Below are 21331 nucleotides of genomic sequence, written 5' to 3' on the forward strand. Positions count from 1 at the left end.
TCAGTGAATGTGGATTAGGATTATCAGATAGATATTGTTTCATTTTTTCTAATTCCCAAATAATTAACTTCCAAGTTTCTATATCTATTTCATTGGCATCATAATAATCGAATTTCTTATAGCACTTTTCGAAGGCAGGCATAATATAGCCAAAGTTTTCTTCTGTAAAGAAAATTGAAGATGTATTCCAACATTTTACTTTATACTTATCAGGAAGAATCTCTATATAACAATTGTCTTCCAAGGTACTTAAATCATAAGTTATTTCAATCATTTTATCACCCCTTTAAACAGTAAATCTCAATAATCTGAGCTTTTTATAAGTTGCATCTGTTGAGAATAGGCAACTATCAATCACCCTTTTTGCTTACCGAAATAGAATCATTACGGAATCTGATTACATCTAGGAATTGAAACCAACTCAAATAATGGTTGAGGTATTTTGTTGCCACACCATTAAAACGGTTCATCCAGCCTTTCAGACGGCTATGATAGTTATTGGCATTTTGGAAATGGTAAAGTCCTTTTACTCGTTCCTTTCCATCCGATTTGGAGGGATAATGCTCTAACCCTTTATCTTTTGCATAGGTTTTGAAAGCCCGCTAAGTATCTGTACAAAGGGTATTCGATTAGGATAACTTGGCACTTTTGTCCTTTTTTATATAACCATTATAGAACGAAGGTTCGTTTTATTCAAATATCAACATAAACGAAAATGAGGATTGATTTCTTTAGTGGATGGCTAAAATAACAAAAAAGTGGATGGTACATTACAATTGAAATAATATTAATATATAATTTTTTATCAGGAGTAACACTGTTATAAGAAGAAAATGCAAGTTTTAAGGAACTAATGAGGTGTATATATATGGATTGGAAACCTGATAGAAAAGCGAAAAAGGCGATCTATAAACAACTCGCAGAATATATTGAAAAGGGCATTGCAGATGGTACATTTCCACATGATAAACCATTACCATCAGAGAGATATTTAGCGAGTGCTTTAAATTTAAATAGAAGTACTGTCGTTCATGCATATGACGAATTAGAATCGATGGGGCTAATTGAACGGACTAGAGGAAGCGGTACTACCATTAGTAAAGATATATGGGGTATAACAAAAAAGCGGATTCCTAGTTGGAATAGGTATATTGAGGCGGGTTCTTTTTTACCGAGCCAACCTGTCACGCAAAAAATAAGAAAAGAAGCTGTTGAACATAAAATAATAAATTTAGCTTCCGGTGAATTGTCAGAAGAGCTTTTCCCAAAAAAAATTTTAAGCGAGATAACGTCAACACGTTCTTTTATTGGAAGCCTTGGATACGATCATCCACAGGGGAATGAAATCCTTAGAACTACTATTGCAAAACACGTGAAAAAAAGGCGAGGGATCGAAACTAATCCTTCTTCAATACTTATAACATCAGGAGCGCAACAAGCATTACATTTAATTGTGCAATGTTTGTTAAAGCCTGGAGATGCAATAGCAATAGAAGATCCTTCCTACAATTATAATCTTCCAATTTTCAAATCAGTAGGTATACAAATACATTATCTACCTGTCGATAAGGATGGAATAAACCCAGAAGATTTGGAGTTATTATATAAAAAACACCGAATCAAAATGATTTTTTTAAATCCATATTTTCAAAATCCAACGGGCTCCTTATTGAATAAAAAGAAAAAAGAAGCGATTTTAGACATATCCTCAAAGCTTGGAATTCCAGTAGTAGAAGATGATCCTTATAGTTTAACAGCTTTTTCAGGAGATAAAATCTCTACCCTAAAATCAATGGATAGGAATGGCAACGTATTATACATTAGTTCTTTGTCCAAAATTGTTGCCTCAGGATTAAGAATAGGGTGGATTATTGGCCCAACATCGGTGATTGAAAGGTTATCCGATGCGAAACAACAAATCGACTTCGGTCATTCTAGCTATACACAATGGGTAGCGAATGATTTTTTAGAATCAGAAAATTTTCAAATTCATATAAAAAGTTTAATTAAGGAATTAGAGAAAAGGAGAGATAAAATTATAGAAAGCCTCGATACTTATTTAAAAAATCAGGTGGAATATTCTATTCCTCAAGGTGGTATTCATATATGGTGCAAAATACTTAAAAATTATAATGAAACCCAATTGCTTGAAGAATCCATTAAAAGAGGCGTCATTTATGTTCCTGGTTCTACACTGGGATCCAAAGATGGTTTTGTTCGTTTTACTTTCGCGAAGGAAGATGAAGATTCAATCGATGAAGGAATCAAAAGGTTTGCAGAAGTCCTTAATAGTATATAGACAATTTGATGACTAAAAATGTGTTAGATTAGATGGCTAAAATATTTACAGGTGTGTTGGTTTGGAAAAAATAGGTTTATTATTGAGCGGTAAAAGGATTTTTTGTTACCTATTTGCTAATATATTTTCATTTTAACTGATTGTAGCGTAGGGCTACTCGACTCCCGTAGGAAAGCGAGTAGCCCGTAGCGGAAATCAGTCTCTTCGGGTGTATAAAAATGGCAAATCAACACACCAGATATTTTTATCCCTACGGTAAATGGATGGTCAAAAAAACATCGAATTGGATGGTTATAAAAAATAGTAATCCCTTATCATGAAGAGGTGAATGTTAAAGCATCGATATAGCTTAATTACTAATTATTCTTTATGAAACAATGTGCAATTAAGATAATAATATAGTAATTGCTACTAAAATGTTTAAATTATTGAAAGAGTTGATATGATATGACAACAGGTATGATTATTACGCTAGTGATTGGATCTATTCTTAAATTGATAATGAGCCCTCCCAGTATAGCTGTAGGATGGGGGGTAAGTAAATTTGAACTTCATAAAAAACTTGATTCAAAAGATGTTACGGTAACATTTAATGGAAATAATTTAGATGAGGAAGAAAAAAATAGATTTACAGACTATTTTAATAAAGCTTCCTTTTTGAAAAAACATTATATATTTCCAGGTAATGAAAAATTATTTTTACAACCAGAGACTAATGTTACCCCATTTATCATGAACGTAAAAAGAGGCAAAAAAGATGTTAATTTCTTTGTTTTTAGTTACGACAATCATGTTGATGTAGTCAAGAAGTACAAGGAGAAGGTTGTTTCATATAGTATTAGTTCTGAACATCTACAAAATTTCGCAGCTTTAACTACAAATGCAAATCATTAAAAAATTAGGGATTCGGTCACTGACGTAGAATCCCTTTTTAATACCCTGAACATTACGTCGAAATTATCTTCCACTTCAATTGAATGGAGGATTTTTTTATTACAAAAAAGTCGGGATTATATTACTACTCATCTTAGCACTTAATACTTGATGAAAAACTTCCTTAAACTTCTTTTAGCAAATGTTCGTAAAAAAGTTCTAAGAGGTTGTTAGTCTAAAGCCTTCGCTTCCATGCGATAACGTCAATCTGACCTGCATTTGTAAAAAACCTCCGACCTAAGGCAAACCGAATAAACCGAAATTGTGTCGTCCCTCATGCAAGCCTAGGCAAGAGTTTAAGATCCAGCTACCGAAGTGATAGGCAGATGAAGTTTGATTAGAAATGGTGAATTTATTTATAATTGGAATAAAAATTAGTCTGGAACGTATTAAAGTAAAGGGAGGCTTCCTAAAATGACATTAATCATTTTTATCGTTGTAGCACTTGCAATTATTACGTTTTCTTTAAGCCTAACTACAAGGAAAAAGAAAAAAAGAATAATAACGGGAATCGTTTTGTTGTTATCGGTTTTGACGTATCCACTTACTTTACCTTTGTTACACGAAACGAAGGTGATTCATGGTTTAGAAGGAACCGCTTCTTTAATTGTTTTTCATCTTCTTATATTGTTAGGTGGAATGATCGTAATCATTGCAGGTATTTTCACAAAAACGGAACCAAATGAAAGCATTGAATAATACTTCTATATTAACAAATTAGGGTTTTATTTCTTTGTTAAGAGCTGTAGATGAATGCGGATTTAAGCTTCTTTTCAGCGGGTGTTTAAACACTCGCTGAAATAGAGGAATCTCAGGCTAAGAACTTAACATCGTACTGTTATTGTTGTTGTTGCCGCTTCGCTTTCGCATGTAAGACATTTGTTGGCCTAAAGCCCCATGGGGAATAGAAGCAGAAATAGAAGTAAAATACTAATTTTTGGGGTAATTTTCGATTCATTATTCATCTTCCTAAAGTTGGTAGTATAATTGTAGAATCATACATTCATAAAGGAGAGAAATTGATGACAGCTCAACAACAGGCAGCAATGCAATCCATGATCGACTGGCTAGCAGATGAACACGAACTTGGGCAAGAGCCCAAGAAAATAGAAATTGCAGCAGAATTTGATTTATATGATATGCACTACTATATATTCAAGTATAAAAAAACTATTCTAGGAAAATGGCTCCTTGGCGTATGCGGAGGCTATGAGGATCCGTCTGACACTGAGCATTGCGGCCATGTATTCAGCGAGATGCAACCTTATGACCCTGCGACTGCAGAGCAAGAAGCTGTAAAGATGGTAGAATTAATCCGAGAATACTGGATGCAGCAGGCTGCAGCATATGAAGCTGCTCAATCCATGGAGGATGAGACGGAAACGCAAGATAATGGTTCTGGTATTTTTAACGGGTTCGTTCTGCTTAACTCTGCAGAATGTGATATTGATCAGATAAAGACCAACCTTTTGAATGATTGGAACATCACTTGCTCGTCAGTAGATGATGAGGAAAACGCCGAAGAAACAGAGGAAGGAACCTTGGTCTTTGAAGTAGACGACTGCATGTTAGCGGTTAGCTTTGTCGAAGCTCCCGTACCAGATGGTGAGGCTGAATATTATGCACAGGGAAATTACATGTGGAAGGAAGCCGTGGAGGTTACTCAAACGCATGTAGCTCAAATCATCCTAGCTGCATTTACCCGCTCCAGCTCCCCACTGGACAGTGGCAGGTTATACACTAAGCTGGCGGCAAGTTGTTTAAAGCTTCCTAACGCAATAGGGATCTATACATCTGGCACCGTATTCCAGCCTGAACTTTTTCAGGATATGGCTGAAGTCATGAAAAATGACGACATGTTTCCTTTACTGAATCTTGTTTATTTCGGCCTTGTCGGAACGGAGACCGGGGTAGATGGATATACTTATGGGTTAAAAGCCTTTGGAAAGGATGAAATTGAAATTTTGGACAGTCAAGCATCTCCTGCCGAACTGCGCGATTTTTTGATTACGATTTCCGGATATATTGTAGAAGAGAATGTCACGTTAAGGGATGGAGAAACGATCGGCTTCTCAGCAGAGCAAAAGCTACCGATTTCCCGTTCCGAGGCAGTTTATGTCGATGGGGATACTCTCAAAATCAAATACTAGTTTCATGACCAAAAGACACCGTAGCAGGTGTCTTTTTTGCTTCATAATCCCATTTCCAATTGTAAGTGAGGGGAGGGATACCATCTTTTTAACCTTTAAGATGTTAGCTTCATACAATGTTGAAATGTAGATACCTTTTACAATACAGCCTTTGGTCGTTCCGGATGTTGTGCTTATTTAAGCATCTTGTTCGCGTATGATTCATTTATTAAAATATTTTTATGTTGTATAGCAAGGTTAACTAACTTAAATTCAGCTTTGCGTATATCACCTTTGATGCTGTTTAGCTCGTTCCAAGCCAAATCATACAAAGATTTATCAATGATGCCATTCAAATAAGCTTCTTCTAATTCATCAGCATCTTTCTCAATCAACTCTCCTGATGGTAACAAAATAAGATCTAAAAATAGATCATCCATATAAGGAACATTATCTTCTATTGCGTTTCTATGGCAAATATCGATATACCATTGAATTATTTCTCCGTTAGCATTAAACATAGTTGTTACAGAATGGTTTTTTTTGAGGGGAAATTGTTGTAACCATATATAACCGTTATCAACAATACATAGTTTTTTCTCTCCATAATTCACGAATAAAGGTTCAGTAACTAGGACTGTTTTCAATAAAGTTATAAAACCCTTGAATTCTCTAGTGTCAAGGTATGACTGACTATACTTTCTTTCGATAACCCGCGACCATTCCGAACGGTCACCGAACTTTCTTTTAAGCATACTGAACCTCCAAACTCATTTTAAATAATGGGGATACAAATCTTTATGCTGCCATATCCAGTTTTTCATCTCAAGGATCATTTCTTCATAGCTCGGTACGGTAAATGAAAAATCTTTTCTTGTGTTGACTAGTGTTTTATCAATGTTTACGGGGGGATATGGCTGGATCGTTACTTTATTTTCCTTGAAATGCGTATTGAATAATTGCAGTAACTCAAATTTTGAAATACTGCTATTGTTGACGAGGTGGTAGAGGCCTGTTGTACCTTCAAGTGCTGCACGTTCAATTGCTTTTGCTAATGTTAGGGTCGTAACTCCGGTCCATATTGCACCCGTATAGCCGCGAATAGTATTATGTTGTTTCATAAACCAATTAAAAAGGCCAATACCATCCTCCTTCAAATCAGGACCGATGATAGAATTACGAAACGTTAGATGTTGAGTGCTTTCAATTTCTCCTAGCCCCTTCGTACGGTCGTAAAAGGTTTCCCCATCACGAAGGCTTTTTTCATGATAGGGAGCGGCTTTTCCTGAGAATACACAATCTGTACTTAAATGAATAAGCTTAGTGTTACTGTTTGTTAATAAAGATTCAATGACATGAGGCAAATAACTATTGAGATATACACTTTTCTCGCGGTCTGTTTCACAGGCGTCATTTAATACACCGATACAATTGACCGCAACATCATAGTCGTGATCTAAAACTAGTGCTTTTAAAAAATTTGTATCTGTAATATCTCCCGTAATATTATTTCCGCAAGAAAAGGCTGATCGCGAATAGGTTGTTACGTCATGCCCTTGGGCGTACAAATAGAGTGAAATCGTGTGGCCAGCCATTCCAGTAGCTCCAAGTACTAAAAATTTCAAGGTTTTCCTCCCATCCAATTTTGTAATTCTTCTTGAATGAGCGGAAGCTTTAATAATTTTTCTTTTATTTCAGCGACGGATAGTATTTTCGTATTAGTAGAGTTGTATTCGTCGGTTAACGTAATTTTAGGAGAGCCCTCATCAAGATATTTTCCATAATTTAAATCACGGTTATCTGCAGGGATTCTATAAAAATTCCCCATATCAATGGCCTTCGCAGCTTCTTCCTTTGTTAATAACACTTCGTAAATCTTTTCGCCATGCCGTGTTCCGATAGTTTGTATTTTATTTTGAGCTTGAAAAATTTCTAGTAATGCCTGTGCTAAATCCTCAATATAAGCAGCTGGTGATTTTTGCACCATAATGTCCCCGTTGTCAGCGTGTGAGAAGGCGTATAAAACTAATTCTACTGCCTCATCAAGGCTCATCATAAAGCGTGTCATTTTAGGATCGGTAATCGTTAAGGGCTTGCCAGCTTTAATTTGTTCGATAAATAAAGGAATTACAGAGCCCCTTGAAGCCATGACATTTCCGTATCGTGTTCCACAAATCAATGTTTTATCTGGATGAACCATTCTAGACTTAGCAATAAACGTTTTTTCCATCATAGCCTTCGAAATTCCCATTGCGTTTACTGGATAAGCAGCCTTATCTGTAGACAGGCAAATAATTTTTTTAACACCAGCTCGAATACCCGCGGTTAAAACATTATCAGTGCCTAGAATGTTCGTCTTAACTGCTTCTAGTGGAAAAAATTCGCAAGAGGGGACCTGCTTAAGAGCGGCTGCATGAAAAACAAAATCGACATCATACATCGCATTATGAATGCTTTGGATGTCACGTACATCGCCTATAAAAAATTTAATTTTAGGATGTTGATAGAGTTTCCGCATATCATCCTGCTTTTTCTCATCTCTTGAAAAGATGCGTATTTCCTTAATGTCGGTATTTAAAAACCTCTTTAATACTGCATTACCAAAAGAGCCGGTGCCGCCAGTAATGAGAAGAACTTTATCTTTAAACATTGTATTGTTAATTACACCTCCTGCATGCATGGAAATAAGGGCGTTATTTTAATCCTCTTCGATGTAAATCATATTCAGAATTCTCCCTTGGGAAGTTATACCAGTATGCCAATTCATTTGTATATTTACTTGTCGGGTTCCTATCCATTAAAGCACAATTAAAATCCCAATCCCCGGCAATATCTTTTCTTATGGTAAAGGTTGCATCACCAATAAAACTTCTTCGAATAATTTTAAATTGTCCAGGTAATGTGTATCGGTTTGATTCATCTTTTATAAATGCATAGCCTGCCTTTGTAAGCATGTTGTAGTAGTAAATATCAAACTGACCATCTACTTGGGCTAAGACGTTTCGAATAGCGGGTAAGTAGTGATCATCACTATCTATGATAGCTACATAGTCACCAGTAGCTTCTGCGATACATCGATTATAGGCTACACTAGCACCCAAATTAGTTGGATGAGTAATTATTTTTAAGGCAGGACAGTTTTTTTGATAGTCCTCTAATAGGGCTAAAGTATTGTCTGTTGAGCCGTCATCACAAACGATAATTTCATAGGCGTATTCTTTAGGAATACTTTCTAACAATGTCAATATCCACTCGTCACTATTGTAGGCTGGTGATAAAAAACTGATTTTCATATAAAACCTCGATTCTTTTATTGTTAGTAGAGATGTTCAATAGGCGTAAGTAGAAGTTTTATAAAGTCTATACTTTTTACTTTGATTGACATAAAGGATTCTTTATTACAATATGCGTTGCAAGAGTGGTTCTGTAGGCAATTGCTTACATTCGTTAGTTATTTAAAAGAGAGAAAAGCATTTTAAAATAAGGTGATTTTACTAGTGTGATAACGGTACTTATACTAATCTTTTCACATTATTAAACAAGAAATCATAATTTAATGAAACGCTTCATTTAAAAAAGGGGGATGTTATGTCAAAAAAGATAGCCTTCATATGTAGTGTGGAATCGTATAAGCTCTCCGACGCACATATTTTCAAAGATTTATGCCTTGTTCCTATTTTGTTAGGTGAATACTTAGGCTATGATGTCACAATTTTAACGACTGAAATGAATGAAGCATTATTGAAACAAACCTTTCCTTCTGTCACTTTTCAACATATTCCGTTTGAGGATGACTATGTTGCTAATATGAATAGTTATTTAATAGAGCATGCGAAGGACATAGATATTGCATTTGCGATAGGGCCTTATCCATCGTATTTACCGATCTTAAAAACTTATAAAAAGTTTAATCCAAACGGAAAAATTTATATGAAATTAGATGTTAATCGGTTTTGGTTAAGTCGATTAAAAACCTATCCATATTTTTCGGAGTTACTCCAGCTTTGTGATGTGCTTTCCTCTGAATGTGAATCCATTCAAAGCTCTATTCATGAATTTACCAATTTGGATATTAAACGTATTCCTAATGGCTTTTATGAACTGTTTCAAACAGAGCCTGTTCCATTTCAAGAGAAAAAAAATAGAATAGTAACGGTAGGTCGTTTAGATGCTCCTGAAAAACAAATTCTTTTAGCAGTCAAAGCATTTTTAGAAGCACAGCTTGCAGATTGGGAGTTTCGGTTAATAGGTCCAATGTCAGAGGCGTTTAGACAGGAGCTATTGAACGTGCTGGATGGAAATCCATTTGCAGCACAGGTCATAATGTTGGGACCGATTTATGATAAGATGCAATTGGAAGAGGAGTATAGAAAGGCTAAAATTTTTTGCCTTACCTCTTTAGTAGAATGCTACGCTCATGTATTTGCTGAGGCCGCAAAGAATGGTTGTTATATCGTTACGACTGATGTTGATGGGGCTGCAGATATTACCCATAATCAGCGCTTCGGGATAATTCATCCGACTCATGATTGGCAAAGTGTTGGGCGGACATTACAGCAAGTAACGAAACAGGAAGGGTTATTGGCAGATGCATGTGAACACCTCCAGACTTTCGCAAGAGCGGAATTAAATTGGAAACATATTGTGCAAAAAGTAGCCGAATATTTAGAGGAAAAGCCAATCGAATAAGAGGAGTATATAACGAGAATGGAGTAAAAACAGTGCGACCATTCGTCGCTAGAAGGGGAATAAAGAACGCTTCTTCGTGGCCAACACCTTTTAATAAGAACCCCTTGAAAAGAGTGTTTAGTTGGAGCGGAAATAAACCCATGTTATTGTGAATAAAACACGAATGCTTCATAAAAAATCCCCTAGAATTTTCATCATCTAGGGGATAATTCTTTTACACTATCTTCAACCGAAAACTCTATCTTTCTATTACGTTCATCTTCCAGTCAAAGGAGGTAAATATTTTATTTGATTTCAAGTGTATATGGTTGAGAACTAGCTTTGCCGTAATATTCACTTACTTCAATAAAGTAAGTTCCTTTATCCAGTGTGATTGTACCTACTTCAGCATCTCCAGCTCCGTAATAATCAAAAGTTTCTACTGTTTTTCCTTTTGCATCAATAATACGGATGACGCCATCTAGTGCTTTTTCTGTTTTAAGAGAGAAGGACACATCGCGTTTGCTGTCGTTTTTAAATTCGAAATAGTCTTTATCACCAAATTGAACACCGGCATTTAAATATTGATTAGCTACCCATTTACCGTCTTTTTTCGTAAGTACAGTCGGTTTTGTCGGTACACCGTTAACTATCTTGGAATCTGCATCTTCATCAGCTTTTTTATGATCAAACAAAGTTAAATTATACGGTTGGATTGATAATTGTCCATTATTGCTTCCGTTAAGAACAATAAAATATCCGTGAGCCTGTTTTGCTTTAAAAGAAGTATTTACATCTGTTGTCCCGCCAAGACCGAGTAGCATTTGGATGAGATCTTCACCTTGTCCAAATTGAATTTCTGTTGCCATTTCTTTTGGATCAATTTTTTTATTGCCATTCGTATCTTCTATAATGGAGCCTGAAAACTTCAAGTCATTTTGAAGTTCTTTTGGTAATTTATCTAGCTGTTCTTTTGTATATGGTACAGAAGAAATAAGAAGGCTTATGATTTCATCTTTGCCATATTGTTTATAATAGTAGAAATCTGTATTATCTTGATAAATGAGATGATCTTTGTAAGTTGTACCAGGTTGAATCTTAATAGCAGTCTTTGGTGTATTATTATTGATATTATCCTCTTTTGGAATAGCTGCCATTTTACTTGTTTTAAGTGTATACGGTTCAGAAGAACGGTCACCAAGATTCATTACTTTTACAATATAGGTTTTATCCTTTTTCAATGCAATTGTCTTCGCTTCGTTTTCATCAATTGATGACCCAAGAAGTAGACTAAGTAACCCCATATCGTTAGTTAATGAAGAAACTGGGATTAATTCTTTTGTTTCCTCATCGTATTCAAATATAGTACCAGCTGGTGATTGGTTTATACCTTTTTGAATGTTGAAACCATAAACGGCATTTTCTTTAGCTGTAAATTTGAAGTAATCTTCATCATCTTCAGTTTGGAAGTATGCTTTTTGATCTTGACCAATATTAAAACCAATCGCTTGTTCCATAATTTGCTCAACGTTTTCCGGCTGATCCATAGCATCTGGATTCATGAACATATTCATAAAATCATTCTTTTGATTACGTTTTTTTGCTGTATATTCATTAAAAGATAAAAGATCGTCATCGTCTTCTACGCTGCTTTCTAGCATTCCTTCTAATGAAAGGCCGTCTTCATCTTCAGGAAGGGTAACGACTTCACCTTTTAATGTGTAAGGAATGATGGATTCACTAACAGTTGCTTCAGTATCAATACCGCCGCTATAGAACATTTCAAGTGTAGAATTGTTACTGTTTTCATTAGAGACGCCGATTACATACTTTTCATTAGGCTCAGCATCGACAACTAAGCTTACTCCATCGCCTGTATCCGTGCCGTAAGACGCTCGGATTGGATATGCCCCATCTAATTCTTCAGCATCGTCTATCTCTGTTGGGAAGTCTTCCTTTAAATAAAGCTCCATGGATGCAGTAACACCTGGAATCCCAGTTAAATCAAATTTCAGTGTCGTTGGTTCATTTACTGAAAATGTAAAATAATCTTTGTCACCCAGATGATCTTTAGAAAGTAGGGTATAGTTTTTCCCTTCTGTACTGAATGGGAATTTTTCAATGTTCTCCATATGCTCCATATCTAATGAATCAATTGGTAATTCTTTAGTCGTTTGAGCTGTGAAGACATAGTTAGAATCACCTTTTGAGCTATAGTTGCCATTATGGTCTTTAACTCCAATTAGAAGGGTTCCTTTTTGATCTGCATTAAATAGGTATCCTTCTTGTTTGCCTACACGAACATCATTGACGTTAATTGGTTCTACTTTTTTATTAGAACCTTCAGGGTAGAAGTACAAATCAAATGCATAATCATATTTGTCTGCACCTTTTAATGTCAGTTGAGCATATTCATTTTCATCAAGATCAACCTTGTACCATTTCTTTTCGTCCGGTTGGCTGAATGAACCTTTTTCAGTATTTAATGTATCCTTTTTTAGGACTTTAGCGTTCTTCAAGCGCTCTTCTTTTGTTTCTGAATACTGTTTTGGTAAATCTTTTATATTAAACTGTAATGCATTCACAGGATCTACTAGACCATGTCCATATGTAAGATCATAGCCTGTCTCACCTAAATCCTTTGCAGTCTTTTCAAGAATAGCTTCTATTTCAAAAGGCTTTAAATCTGGATATTTTGATTTTAAAAGTGATGCTACACCGGCAACAACAGGGGATGCCATCGATGTTCCACTAAATTTTACAAAGGATGATCCTTTTTTCTCATCATGAACTGTACTGTAAACATCTTCACCTGGAGCTACTAGGTCAACCGATGGACCATAGTTTGAATAGCTTGATAATTTGTTTCGATCATTCGTAGAACCTACGCTTATAACGCCTTCGTAAGAAGCAGGGAAGGAGTAATTATCTGTCGATTCATTCCCAGCAGCAGCTACAATTGTAACTCCATTTTCAATCGCTTTCTGAACGGCTTCCTCCATTAATGGAGATTCACCATAGCCGCCAAGACTCATATTGATAACATCAGCGCCTTGCTCGATAGCATAAAGGATGCCTTGTGCAATGACGAAATCATTAGCACCATCTTTTCCGTTAAATACATCGATCGGAAGCAGCTTGGCCTTAGGATTAATCCCGTGTCCTCCAATACCATTATCTTTTGCAGCGCCAATAATTCCTGCTACATGTGTACCATGGTCACCAGGATAAGAAGTATTGGCAGGTGCTGCAGCATTATATGGAGGTAGTACTTGAGATTTTAAATCTGGATGTTTAAAGTCCACACCAGAATCGATAACTGCTACTTTTACATCATTTTTACCTGCTAATTGTAGAGCTTTATCAATTTGAAGTAGATTTAAATGGTACATATCCTGTTTCTTTGGATCTGTTTTCGTACCAAAGGAATGATACACATAGCTTGGGGATACACTTTTAACCCCTTTTTGCTGAGCGTAATATGAAACTGCTTTTTCTAAATTTGTACCTTTGTTAAGTTGGATAACATCGTAACCTAAAGAAGGAATAGAGCGGATCACTTTTGTTCCAATTTTGTTATGCACACTCTTATCAAGACCAGAATGTTTAACAATAATCGTATCCTTACTAATCCATTCTTTTTGATTTTTGAATGCTTGGTCCTTATTGCTAGCTACTTTCACTACATCTTGGTTCTTTGCTGTTTTTTGTGGAGCTTCAGCAAAGGCAGAAGCAGCAGGAACCATTAGTGCGGCAGATGCTACTAGAGCAACTGATTTTTTCGTCCAGTTTTTCAACTGTTTTCCCTCCTTGGGTCGTTAATTATTTGTGACATCTATACTATTACGAATAAGTAATAGAAAAGTTTCATAATTGAGGATATATTTTTCAAAGTTACCAATCTATATTTTACCATTATATTTTACTCATCGTAAAGATTTGTAGGAAGCTGATGGAATCTCCCTAGGATTACTAAAGAAAAATCATATCCTTTCCAGATAACGGCTACCATTTCTACTCGATCTGTTTTATTGGAGTAGAAGAGTGTATTAGCCATAGTGAGAAAAATAAAACTATGGAAAAATTACTTTAAAGCTGCTCTATAAGTTTGTGTAAATCTTCCTTAGAACGGGGGATTTTTATGCTTTTCTCAAATAGTTTTTTGTTTTGTAAAGCAATGGCCGTTTCGAAGACCCATGGACGTTCAAGATGGGCTCTTTCAAGCAAATCTGCTTGAAAGAACAGTTCAACTGGATCGCCATTATAAATAATTCTCCCAGCTTCCATGACGACTATTTGATCTGCCCATTCATAGGCTAACGGGATATCATGAGTTGCTAGTAAAATGGTTCGTTCACCGTTTTCTAACGTAGCTAAATATTGTAAAACTTGTGCACTATAATAATTATCTAGTCCAGCGGTCGGTTCATCTAATAATAAAACAGAAGGTTCCATTGCAAGTACTCCTGCCATTGCGACACGTTTTTTCTGTCCAACACTTAAAAAATGAATCGGTTTATCGAGCAATGCTTCAACTTCGGTTTGAGCGATAGCCCATGCAATTTTTTCTTCAATTATTTCAGTTGTCCAGCCAAGATTCAGAGGTCCAAATGCAATATCTTGTTTAACAGTGCCAGAAAAAAGCTGGTTGTCTGCATCCTGAAAAACAATACCAACCTGTTGACGTAATTCTTTTAATGCTTTTCTACTATAGTTAAGTGCTTTGCCTTGAAAGGATATACTTCCAGCTGTAGGCTTCAAAATTCCATTTAAATGCTGGAATAAAGTTGATTTTCCAGCTCCATTATGACCAAGTAAAGCTATTTTTTTCCCTTTTGGAATTTGGAGTGTAACGTCTGTTAAAGCATGAGTTCCGTCTACATAAGTGTAGGATAAATGTGTTAATTCAAAGTACAAATCTGTCATGAGAAAAAACCTCCATAAATGATGAGGAGTATAAAAATTGCAACAATACCTAGCCAATTTTTCATGTTATAGGTAATCTCCTCCTGCCAATAGACCGTCTCGCCACCACGTGCTTCCATCGCATTGTTTAGTTCAAGACTACGTTGGAACATCTCGACAAATAAAGCGGCAATCAGCATGGAGACCGAGCGAAGCCACTGTATAGGGGAGCTGTACCCTAGACGAGCCTGCTGAGCAAGATGAATTTTTTGCATACTATCTAAAAAGATAAAAATAAAACGATACGTTAGTTCTACTAGCTCTATGAATAGAGTGGGCAGTCGCCATTGTCGCAGGACATAACAAATAGATTGGACTGATGTCGTAAGAATTAAAAAATACAAACAGCTTATACTGCCAAGGACGATGAAAAAAAGCTGTTGCGCTGTCACTAAGCTCGTACTGCCAACAAATATTGTCCAATGATGAAAAGAAAATGACCAAATAGTTGGAGGTAGTGTGCTTGTTGCTGGCGCTATAGAAATTAAAATGGATGCTAGACTCGAAAGTAAAAAAAATCCGGGTAGCAATAGTAATTTTGCGTAATATTTAGCTGGGATTTTTGCACCTAAAATGATAAAAGCACTCATCACAATAAATGTAATGAGTGAAATTCGTTCATCTCTCATGATAAGCGACAATAAAAGCAATCCTAGGGATAACGTCATTTTTTCCAGCGGATGAACAGACGCTAGTTTATTCATATAAGCATACTTATCAATGAGTAACATCACTTATCCCTCTTTATGTTTACCACGCATTAAGCCGATGAAATAGCCAATAAATCCGGCTCCAATAGCAGCTTGTAGTGCGAATAATAAGCTTTCTATTTCACCACTTGGTGGCTCCCATAAGCTTTCAAACCAAGGCTCGTAGTTAGCATCTATTTCACCAATTGCTGCCTCCGCTTCACCATCAGCACCTTCAAAATCTGCGCCTTTTTGAATGAAGAGGGGAATGATTGCTAACAACACAACAATTGCTAAGAGCAGTAAATTTTTTTTCATGTTAGTGAGCCTCCTTTGCCGAGAAAACGCGTAAAGCTTTTAATTCACTCACATTGTATTTTTTCAAGAAATTCATAACGATCACTGTTAAAATGCCTTCACTAACAGCAAGAGGAATTTGCGTGAACGCAAAAATACTAGCAAACTTTGTGAATGAAGTCATAAAGCCTCCGACCTCAGAAGGGAAGGCAAGCGCTAATTGTACAGAAGTGACAATATATGTACCTAAGTCACCAAGCATTGCTGCTAAAAAGACGGCTACTGAAAATGATAATCCCATTTTTTGAGAACCCTTAAAAACATAATAAGCAATAATAGGACCAGCAATTGCCATAGAAAAGGCATTAGCACCTAAAGTTGTCAGCCCACCATGTGCTAAAAGTAAAGATTGGAATAATAATACGATTGTTCCGATAACGCTCATCGCTAATGGTCCAAAAAGAACTGTCCCAAGACCAACCCCTGTTGGATGTGAACAACTACCTGTTACAGAAGGGATTTTTAAAGCTGATAGTACAAAGGCAAAGGCACCAGATAGGCCTAAAATCATTTTTGTTTCAGGATTTTCATCAATAGTTTTACGAATAGAACGTAATCCTAAAATAATAAATGGAATCGATAAGACCCACCAAAAAATCGCCCATTCAATTGGCAAAAAGCCCTCCATAATGTGCATCGCAAATGCACGGTCTGGTACGAATAAAAATGCCAATAAGAAATAACTAAGCTTCCAACCTGAGAATTTCAAAAATTTCTCCTCCTCACATTAAAATAGTTCGAATAGTATGCGATACGAAATCAAAAAAGCACTTCTCCAATTGTGGAAAAGTGCATAGCTAAAAATGCAAATAAAATTCTAATTTGCTCAGCCGCACACCTATCCTCGTAGGTTCAAACGATCACATATTTTTCGGCAGGTCTCCTGGCTTTAGTTCAACGTTTTATAGGCCTTCCCATCCTTTGGACAGTGACATTATCTATAAAACTCCCTAGTACAGTGGCGGGACCGCGCCGGACTTAAACCGGCTTCCCTTTTAAGCGAAATGATGAACAATTCGCACCGAAAAAAGATGAAGTTGTGATTTCACGACAAAGTGTAACATGAATTTCCATATATATGCTATACTTTTTAAGAAAAAATTTTTAATTGAGTGTCTATGTCGAAAATTCGGATAAATAGAAAAGGAATGTCATATTTTTCATTAAAAAATTACTGAAAATGTCACAAATTTAGAAAGAAATATTGAAATTTTAAAAAAATAAGCTATGATAGAAACAGTTTTTAATTTTACAAAAAAATAAATTCATATAAAACATCCATAAGTGCTTGAATATTTTCAAGATAATAGGGAAATCGGTGAGAATCCGATACAGCCCCCGCTACTGTAATAGCTGATGAAATCGCGGATGCCACTAGTGAGAACTAGGAAGGCGCGAAAGTAAAAGGAAGCTTAAGTCAGGAAACCTGCTTATGTGATAATGCATGCAAACTTTTCGGAGGGAGAAGTTGAAGCGAGAGCGAGTACCTGTATATATTCGTTTTTATTTGGCTTCTACTAAACCTTTACTCTTCGTCTAGAGTAAAGGTTTTTCTTTTTCCTAAAAGCAAATGAGGGGAGAAAAACTATGACAACTTGGAATTTAGAAGGGATGAAAACACATCTTTTTATATGCAATGGTAGTAGCTGTATGAAAAAAGATGCTGAGGACATTACTCAGGCAATTCGTGATGAAATACAGGTACTGGAACTTGATAAGGAAATACATACGACAAGGACTCGCTGTAATGGTAGGTGTAAAGATGCTTGTGTTGTCATTGCTTATCCTCAAGGGAATTGGTACCGCGTGCCGACAACAGAGCATGCGAAGGCACTCGTACAAGATTTAAATCATGAATCTTTACATAATGAGCATGTCTTTACTTTACGTGAAGGATCTTTACAGCGTACAGCACAAACAACAGCCATTAAAGGTATTGAAAAGGTGAAAGAGGGGTAGCAAAATGGCGCAAAAAGGTAAGATTTTCGTAGTTGGCTTTGGCCCTGGAGACTTTAAACATATTACGACTCGTGCTGTAGAGGCACTACAACAAAGTCATATGATTATTGGTTATAAAACCTATGTTGAGCTTATTCAAGATTTAGTTAGTGCAAAGTCGATTATTAGTACTGGTATGACAGAGGAAGTTTCACGTGCACAGGAAGCTGTACGTCAAGCAGAGGCTGGAAGTATCGTATCGGTTATTTCTAGTGGTGATGCCGGTGTTTATGGGATGGCAGGATTAGTGTATGAAGTATTAATCGAGCTAGGCTGGACGGAAGCCACTGGTATCGAAGTAGAAATTGTTCCAGGTATTTCTGCTATTAATTCGTGTGCAAGTTTACTAGGTGCTCCTATTATGCACGACGCTTGTACTATTAGTTTGAGTGACCACTTAACACCTTGGAATTTAATTGCTAAGCGGGTAGAAGCAGCGGCAATGGCGGATTTTGTTATTGCGCTTTATAACCCAAAAAGTGGACGTCGTACGAGACAAATCGTAGAGGCTCAACGAATTTTATTAGAATATCGTTCGCCCGATACACCGGTTGGCCTTGTGAAAAGCGCGTATCGTGACCGTCAGGAAATTACGATGACGACTTTAGCAGAAATGCTTGAACATGATATCGGCATGTTAACAACCGTTATTATCGGGAATTCATCAACATTTTTCTATGACAATAAAATGATTACACCACGTGGTTATCAGCGTAAATATACACTTGGAGAAGAAAAACAGCCGTTACGACCACATCAACGACTGAAGGAAGAAAATGAACCATGGGCAATGAATCAAGAAACCGGGGCAGCGCGAAATGATTTTGCAACAGATCCGAATGCCAATCGTATAAAGCCCAGTTTAGCTATAACATCACAACCAAAGCCTAAAAAGTCATCGCTTGAAATGGCAACAGCAGCTCTGGCAAAGGTGAAGGGAACTAGCGCTGTGAAAGTAACACCTAAGCTCGTTCAACAAAAAATCGAATCGGTTTTTGAATTAGCTGTTAGTCCTGGGGTAGCCAATAAGTTTTTTACTCCTCAACAAATGATGACATTAGCTGAGGTAGTTGGTGAGGAAGGAACGATGGAGTATACACCAGACCACCAAATTCATTTGAAAATTCCTACGTCCGAGCCAGGAGAGATTACAGCAAAGCTTCGCGAAGTAGGCTTTTTACTAACACCAATTGGTGACGTACTTTCGTTAAAGGCTTGTGATTTCTGTTATGGAGAAAAAACTGATTCGATTCCATATGCGGAAGAGATTCAAGAAAAGCTTGGTGGTATGTCGTTACCGAAAACATTGAATATTGGTTTTAATGGCTGTGGTATGGCGTGTTATCGAGCCGTATTTGATGATATTGGCATTGTTTATCGTAAAAGTAAATTCGATGTTTTTATTGGTGCCAAGCCGGTTGGTCGGACAGCACATGCGGCTCAGCCTGTTGTTGAAGGATTAGAGCCTGAACAGCTAATACCGCTTATTACCGACATTATCGAAGAATATAAAGCAAATGCACATCCAAATGAACGTTTGTTTAAATACTTCAAGCGTGTGAAAAAGATCCTACATTTTACGTATCAGGATATGTCTTCAAAAATAAAAGTTGAGCCAGCTCCATGCGGCGACTAGTGAGGGGTAATGAGATGAAAGCAATTTTATTTGTCGGCCACGGGAGCCGTTTAGAAGCAGGAAATGAAGAGGTACGTACGTTTATCGAGCAAATGAAACCTCGTATTGATGAGAATTTTTTAGTAGAAACATGTTTTTTAGAGTTTGCCTCGCCGAACATTGAAGAAGGTATTACGAACTGTGTGAAGAAGGGCGCTACAGAGGTGCATGTTATTCCGATTATTCTTCTTCATGCTGGACATTCAAAAATGCATATTCCAGCAGAAATCGAACATGCGCGTGAGCATTATCCAAATATTACGTTCACATATGGTCAAACAATCGGTATCCATGAAGAAATATTTGCGATTTTAGAAGATCGTTTAGCAGAAATAGGCTTTAATGCTGAAGAAGAACATAAAGATACCGCGGTTTTATTAATTGCACGAGGCGGCAGTGACCCATATGCAAATGGTGATTTTTATAAAATTACACGCCTGTTATGGGAGAAACTCCCGGTTCAATATGTAGAAAGCGCATTTATGGGGGTTACAGATCCTCGTGTTGAAGAAGGAATTGAGCGCTGTGTGAAGCTTGGTGCTAAAAAAATCATTATGCTACCGTACTTTTTATTCACGGGTATCTTAATGGAACGAATGAATGGGATGTGTAAGCAATTTAACGAAAAATATCCTGACTGTGATATTCAAATTGCCAACTATTTTGGCTATCATGAGCGTTTACAAAATGTGTTATTAGAGCGCATTGAACAAGCTGTGAATGGTACATCAACAGGTATGCAAGATTTAGAGAACTATCGTGCTTATGCGGCAGTACATGGACATGCGCATCATCATCACCACCATGATCATGACCATGACCATGAGCACCATCACCATGAAGAGGAGCCAGTGCAATGATCTTCATGTTAGCGGGGACGAGCGATGCAAGGAATCTAGCACTTGAATTACAGTCAGCAGGTTACGCTGTGACAGCAACGGTCGTTACTGATTCAGCAGCCTCAAGCCTTGCAGAAGTAGGCCTACCACATTTAGTCGGTCGATTAACGGCTGAGGAAATGGCGACGATTATTACGGAGCAAGGAAACCGTTTAGTTGTAGATGCCTCTCATCCATTTGCTGAAGAAGCTTCAAAAAATGCGATGGCAGCAGCCGAGCAAGCAAATGTACCGTATATTCGCTATGAGCGAGCCCACGAGCATTATGCACATCCACTTATTACGATTGTGAAAGATTACGAGGAGGCTGCTTACTTAGCAGCTGAAAAACGTGGTGTTATCATGCTAACGACGGGCAGTAAAACGCTAGCGACCTTTACAAAGGTATTACATGGCTTAGAAAATACGCGAGTGATCGCGCGCATGCTTCCTCGACTCGATAATATGGAAAAATGCGAAGCACTCGGTGTGGCACAAAGAGATATTGTTGCCATACAAGGTCCGTTTTCAAAGGAATTAAACGAAGCACTGTTTCGTCAATATGATGTGACATTGATGATTACGAAAGAAAGCGGCAAGGTTGGCTCGGTGGATGAAAAGCTGGACGCTGCCCTTGCATGTGGCATTGAAACGATTTTAATTGCAAGACCAAATATCAAATACGGACAGCAATATTCTACATTTGAAGATGTATTGCAAGCTGTACAAAACACACATTAG

The 21331-nt window shown here is 36.9% G+C and carries 19 protein-coding genes, 1 pseudogene and 2 riboswitches; of the genes and pseudogenes, 9 read left to right on the plus strand and 11 right to left on the minus strand.

The features are described from left to right. Together B1B04_RS13465 and B1B04_RS13470 are read right to left on the minus strand one after the other, a co-directional pair. Positions 1 to 274, minus strand: a 274-nt coding sequence (locus B1B04_RS13465; protein ID WP_205756644.1) for a hypothetical protein, incomplete at its 3' end; no start/stop codon positions are given. A 12-nt stretch (positions 275 to 286) separates the two neighbouring features. Next, positions 287 to 626 (minus strand): annotated as a pseudogene (locus tag B1B04_RS13470) (IS1595 family transposase); the annotation flags it as partial. A 242-nt stretch (positions 627 to 868) separates the two neighbouring features. On the opposite strand from B1B04_RS13470, the gene pdxR reads away from it, so the two are divergent. The 4 genes from pdxR (at position 869) to B1B04_RS13490 (ending at position 5382) form a co-directional block, all read left to right on the plus strand. After that, entirely contained in the window at positions 869 to 2299 is a 1431-nt protein-coding gene (gene pdxR / locus B1B04_RS13475) for a MocR-like pyridoxine biosynthesis transcription factor PdxR (protein ID WP_079561967.1), read from the plus strand. Positions 2300 to 2746: 447 nt separating this feature from the next. Continuing rightward, on the plus strand, positions 2747 to 3193 hold the full coding sequence (locus B1B04_RS13480) for a YfmQ family protein (protein WP_079561968.1): 447 nt from the start codon (positions 2747 to 2749) through the stop codon (positions 3191 to 3193). 453 nt (positions 3194 to 3646) lie between these two features. Further along, positions 3647 to 3931, plus strand: coding sequence for a hypothetical protein (locus tag B1B04_RS13485; protein ID WP_079561969.1), 285 nt, complete (start codon positions 3647 to 3649; stop codon positions 3929 to 3931). A gap of 323 nt (positions 3932 to 4254) precedes the next feature. Then, entirely contained in the window at positions 4255 to 5382 is a 1128-nt protein-coding gene (locus B1B04_RS13490; protein ID WP_170938983.1) for a DUF4261 domain-containing protein, read from the plus strand. 173 nt (positions 5383 to 5555) lie between these two features. Here the strand turns inward: B1B04_RS13490 and B1B04_RS13495 are convergent, their stop codons facing one another. From B1B04_RS13495 to B1B04_RS13510, 4 genes are read right to left on the minus strand one after another with little or no spacing between them, the layout of a single operon-like run. Next, positions 5556 to 6116 carry a ribonuclease FAU-1 family protein gene (locus B1B04_RS13495; RefSeq protein ID WP_079561971.1) on the minus strand — a complete coding sequence of 187 codons (561 nt, stop codon included), beginning with the start codon at positions 6114 to 6116 and terminating at the stop codon, positions 5556 to 5558. Between the two features lie 15 nt (positions 6117 to 6131). Then, positions 6132 to 6986: an SDR family oxidoreductase gene (locus B1B04_RS13500; protein WP_079561972.1), complete on the minus strand. Its 855-nt coding sequence runs from the start codon at positions 6984 to 6986 to the stop codon at positions 6132 to 6134. Next, on the minus strand, positions 6983 to 8011 hold the full coding sequence (locus B1B04_RS13505) for a polysaccharide biosynthesis protein (protein WP_079562096.1): 1029 nt from the start codon (positions 8009 to 8011) through the stop codon (positions 6983 to 6985). The genes B1B04_RS13500 and B1B04_RS13505 overlap by 4 nt, the downstream gene beginning before the upstream one ends. Positions 8012 to 8054: 43 nt before the next feature. Next, positions 8055 to 8654 carry a glycosyltransferase family 2 protein gene (locus B1B04_RS13510; protein ID WP_079561973.1) on the minus strand — a complete coding sequence of 200 codons (600 nt, stop codon included), beginning with the start codon at positions 8652 to 8654 and terminating at the stop codon, positions 8055 to 8057. A 295-nt stretch (positions 8655 to 8949) separates the two neighbouring features. Here B1B04_RS13510 and B1B04_RS13515 point away from each other — a divergent pair, with 295 nt between their 5' ends. Continuing rightward, a complete protein-coding gene (locus B1B04_RS13515; protein ID WP_079561974.1) occupies positions 8950 to 10050 on the plus strand; it encodes a glycosyltransferase family 4 protein in 1101 nt (366 codons plus the stop codon). A 284-nt stretch (positions 10051 to 10334) separates the two neighbouring features. On the opposite strand, the gene B1B04_RS13520 is transcribed toward B1B04_RS13515, so the two are convergent. The 5 genes from B1B04_RS13520 to B1B04_RS13540 all read right to left on the minus strand — a co-directional run bounded on the left by B1B04_RS13520 (position 10335) and on the right by B1B04_RS13540 (position 16749). Then, positions 10335 to 13826, minus strand: a complete 3492-nt coding sequence (locus B1B04_RS13520) for a S8 family peptidase (RefSeq protein WP_079561975.1) — start codon at positions 13824 to 13826, stop codon at positions 10335 to 10337. A gap of 292 nt (positions 13827 to 14118) precedes the next feature. After that, a complete protein-coding gene (locus tag B1B04_RS13525; RefSeq protein ID WP_079561976.1) occupies positions 14119 to 14955 on the minus strand; it encodes an energy-coupling factor ABC transporter ATP-binding protein in 837 nt (278 codons plus the stop codon). After that, positions 14952 to 15725, minus strand: a complete 774-nt coding sequence (gene cbiQ / locus B1B04_RS13530; protein WP_079561977.1) for a cobalt ECF transporter T component CbiQ — start codon at positions 15723 to 15725, stop codon at positions 14952 to 14954. Before cbiQ ends, B1B04_RS13525 begins: the two co-directional genes overlap by 4 nt. 3 nt (positions 15726 to 15728) lie before the next feature. Continuing rightward, entirely contained in the window at positions 15729 to 16001 is a 273-nt protein-coding gene (locus B1B04_RS13535; RefSeq protein WP_079561978.1) for an energy-coupling factor ABC transporter substrate-binding protein, read from the minus strand. Between the two features lies 1 nt (position 16002). Next, positions 16003 to 16749: an energy-coupling factor ABC transporter permease gene (locus B1B04_RS13540; RefSeq protein WP_079561979.1), complete on the minus strand. Its 747-nt coding sequence runs from the start codon at positions 16747 to 16749 to the stop codon at positions 16003 to 16005. A gap of 147 nt (positions 16750 to 16896) precedes the next feature. Further along, positions 16897 to 17081, minus strand: a riboswitch (cobalamin riboswitch). Between the two features lie 224 nt (positions 17082 to 17305). After that, positions 17306 to 17488: riboswitch (cobalamin riboswitch) on the plus strand. Between the two features lie 139 nt (positions 17489 to 17627). Here B1B04_RS13540 and B1B04_RS13545 point away from each other — a divergent pair. The 4 genes from B1B04_RS13545 to cobK are packed head-to-tail and all read left to right on the plus strand — an operon-like array spanning position 17628 to position 21331. Continuing rightward, complete coding sequence (locus tag B1B04_RS13545) at positions 17628 to 17999, plus strand: (2Fe-2S) ferredoxin domain-containing protein (RefSeq protein ID WP_079561980.1); 372 nt, start codon at positions 17628 to 17630, stop codon at positions 17997 to 17999. Between the two features lie 4 nt (positions 18000 to 18003). Next, positions 18004 to 19674, plus strand: a complete 1671-nt coding sequence (gene cobJ, locus B1B04_RS13550) for a precorrin-3B C(17)-methyltransferase (protein WP_079561981.1) — start codon at positions 18004 to 18006, stop codon at positions 19672 to 19674. 14 nt (positions 19675 to 19688) lie between these two features. Further along, positions 19689 to 20573 (plus strand): sirohydrochlorin chelatase, encoded by an 885-nt coding sequence (locus B1B04_RS13555; protein ID WP_079561982.1) that lies wholly within the window; start codon positions 19689 to 19691, stop codon positions 20571 to 20573. Further along, a complete protein-coding gene (gene cobK, locus B1B04_RS13560; protein ID WP_079561983.1) occupies positions 20570 to 21331 on the plus strand; it encodes a precorrin-6A reductase in 762 nt (253 codons plus the stop codon). Before B1B04_RS13555 ends, cobK begins: the two co-directional genes overlap by 4 nt.

It is taken from the genome of Lysinibacillus sp. KCTC 33748 (assembly GCF_002237755.1).
Lineage (GTDB): Bacteria > Bacillota > Bacilli > Bacillales_A > Planococcaceae > Lysinibacillus.

Bases quoted from the DNA above. Each gene is read 5' to 3' on its own strand.
- B1B04_RS13545 (WP_079561980.1), top strand. From the start codon at position 17,628: ATGACAACTTGGAATTTAGAAGGGATGAAAACACATCTTTTTATATGC.
- cobJ (WP_079561981.1), top strand. From the start codon at position 18,004: ATGGCGCAAAAAGGTAAGATTTTCGTAGTTGGCTTTGGCCCTGGAGAC.
- pdxR (WP_079561967.1), top strand. From the start codon at position 869: ATGGATTGGAAACCTGATAGAAAAGCGAAAAAGGCGATCTATAAACAA.
- B1B04_RS13480 (WP_079561968.1), top strand. From the start codon at position 2,747: ATGACAACAGGTATGATTATTACGCTAGTGATTGGATCTATTCTTAAA.
- B1B04_RS13505 (WP_079562096.1), bottom strand. From the start codon at position 8,011: ATGTTTAAAGATAAAGTTCTTCTCATTACTGGCGGCACCGGCTCTTTT.
- cbiQ (WP_079561977.1), bottom strand. From the start codon at position 15,725: ATGTTACTCATTGATAAGTATGCTTATATGAATAAACTAGCGTCTGTT.
- B1B04_RS13525 (WP_079561976.1), bottom strand. From the start codon at position 14,955: ATGACAGATTTGTACTTTGAATTAACACATTTATCCTACACTTATGTA.
- B1B04_RS13515 (WP_079561974.1), top strand. From the start codon at position 8,950: ATGTCAAAAAAGATAGCCTTCATATGTAGTGTGGAATCGTATAAGCTC.
- B1B04_RS13485 (WP_079561969.1), top strand. From the start codon at position 3,647: ATGACATTAATCATTTTTATCGTTGTAGCACTTGCAATTATTACGTTT.
- B1B04_RS13510 (WP_079561973.1), bottom strand. From the start codon at position 8,654: ATGAAAATCAGTTTTTTATCACCAGCCTACAATAGTGACGAGTGGATA.
- cobK (WP_079561983.1), top strand. From the start codon at position 20,570: ATGATCTTCATGTTAGCGGGGACGAGCGATGCAAGGAATCTAGCACTT.
- B1B04_RS13490 (WP_170938983.1), top strand. From the start codon at position 4,255: ATGACAGCTCAACAACAGGCAGCAATGCAATCCATGATCGACTGGCTA.
- B1B04_RS13555 (WP_079561982.1), top strand. From the start codon at position 19,689: ATGAAAGCAATTTTATTTGTCGGCCACGGGAGCCGTTTAGAAGCAGGA.
- B1B04_RS13495 (WP_079561971.1), bottom strand. From the start codon at position 6,116: ATGCTTAAAAGAAAGTTCGGTGACCGTTCGGAATGGTCGCGGGTTATC.
- B1B04_RS13535 (WP_079561978.1), bottom strand. From the start codon at position 16,001: ATGAAAAAAAATTTACTGCTCTTAGCAATTGTTGTGTTGTTAGCAATC.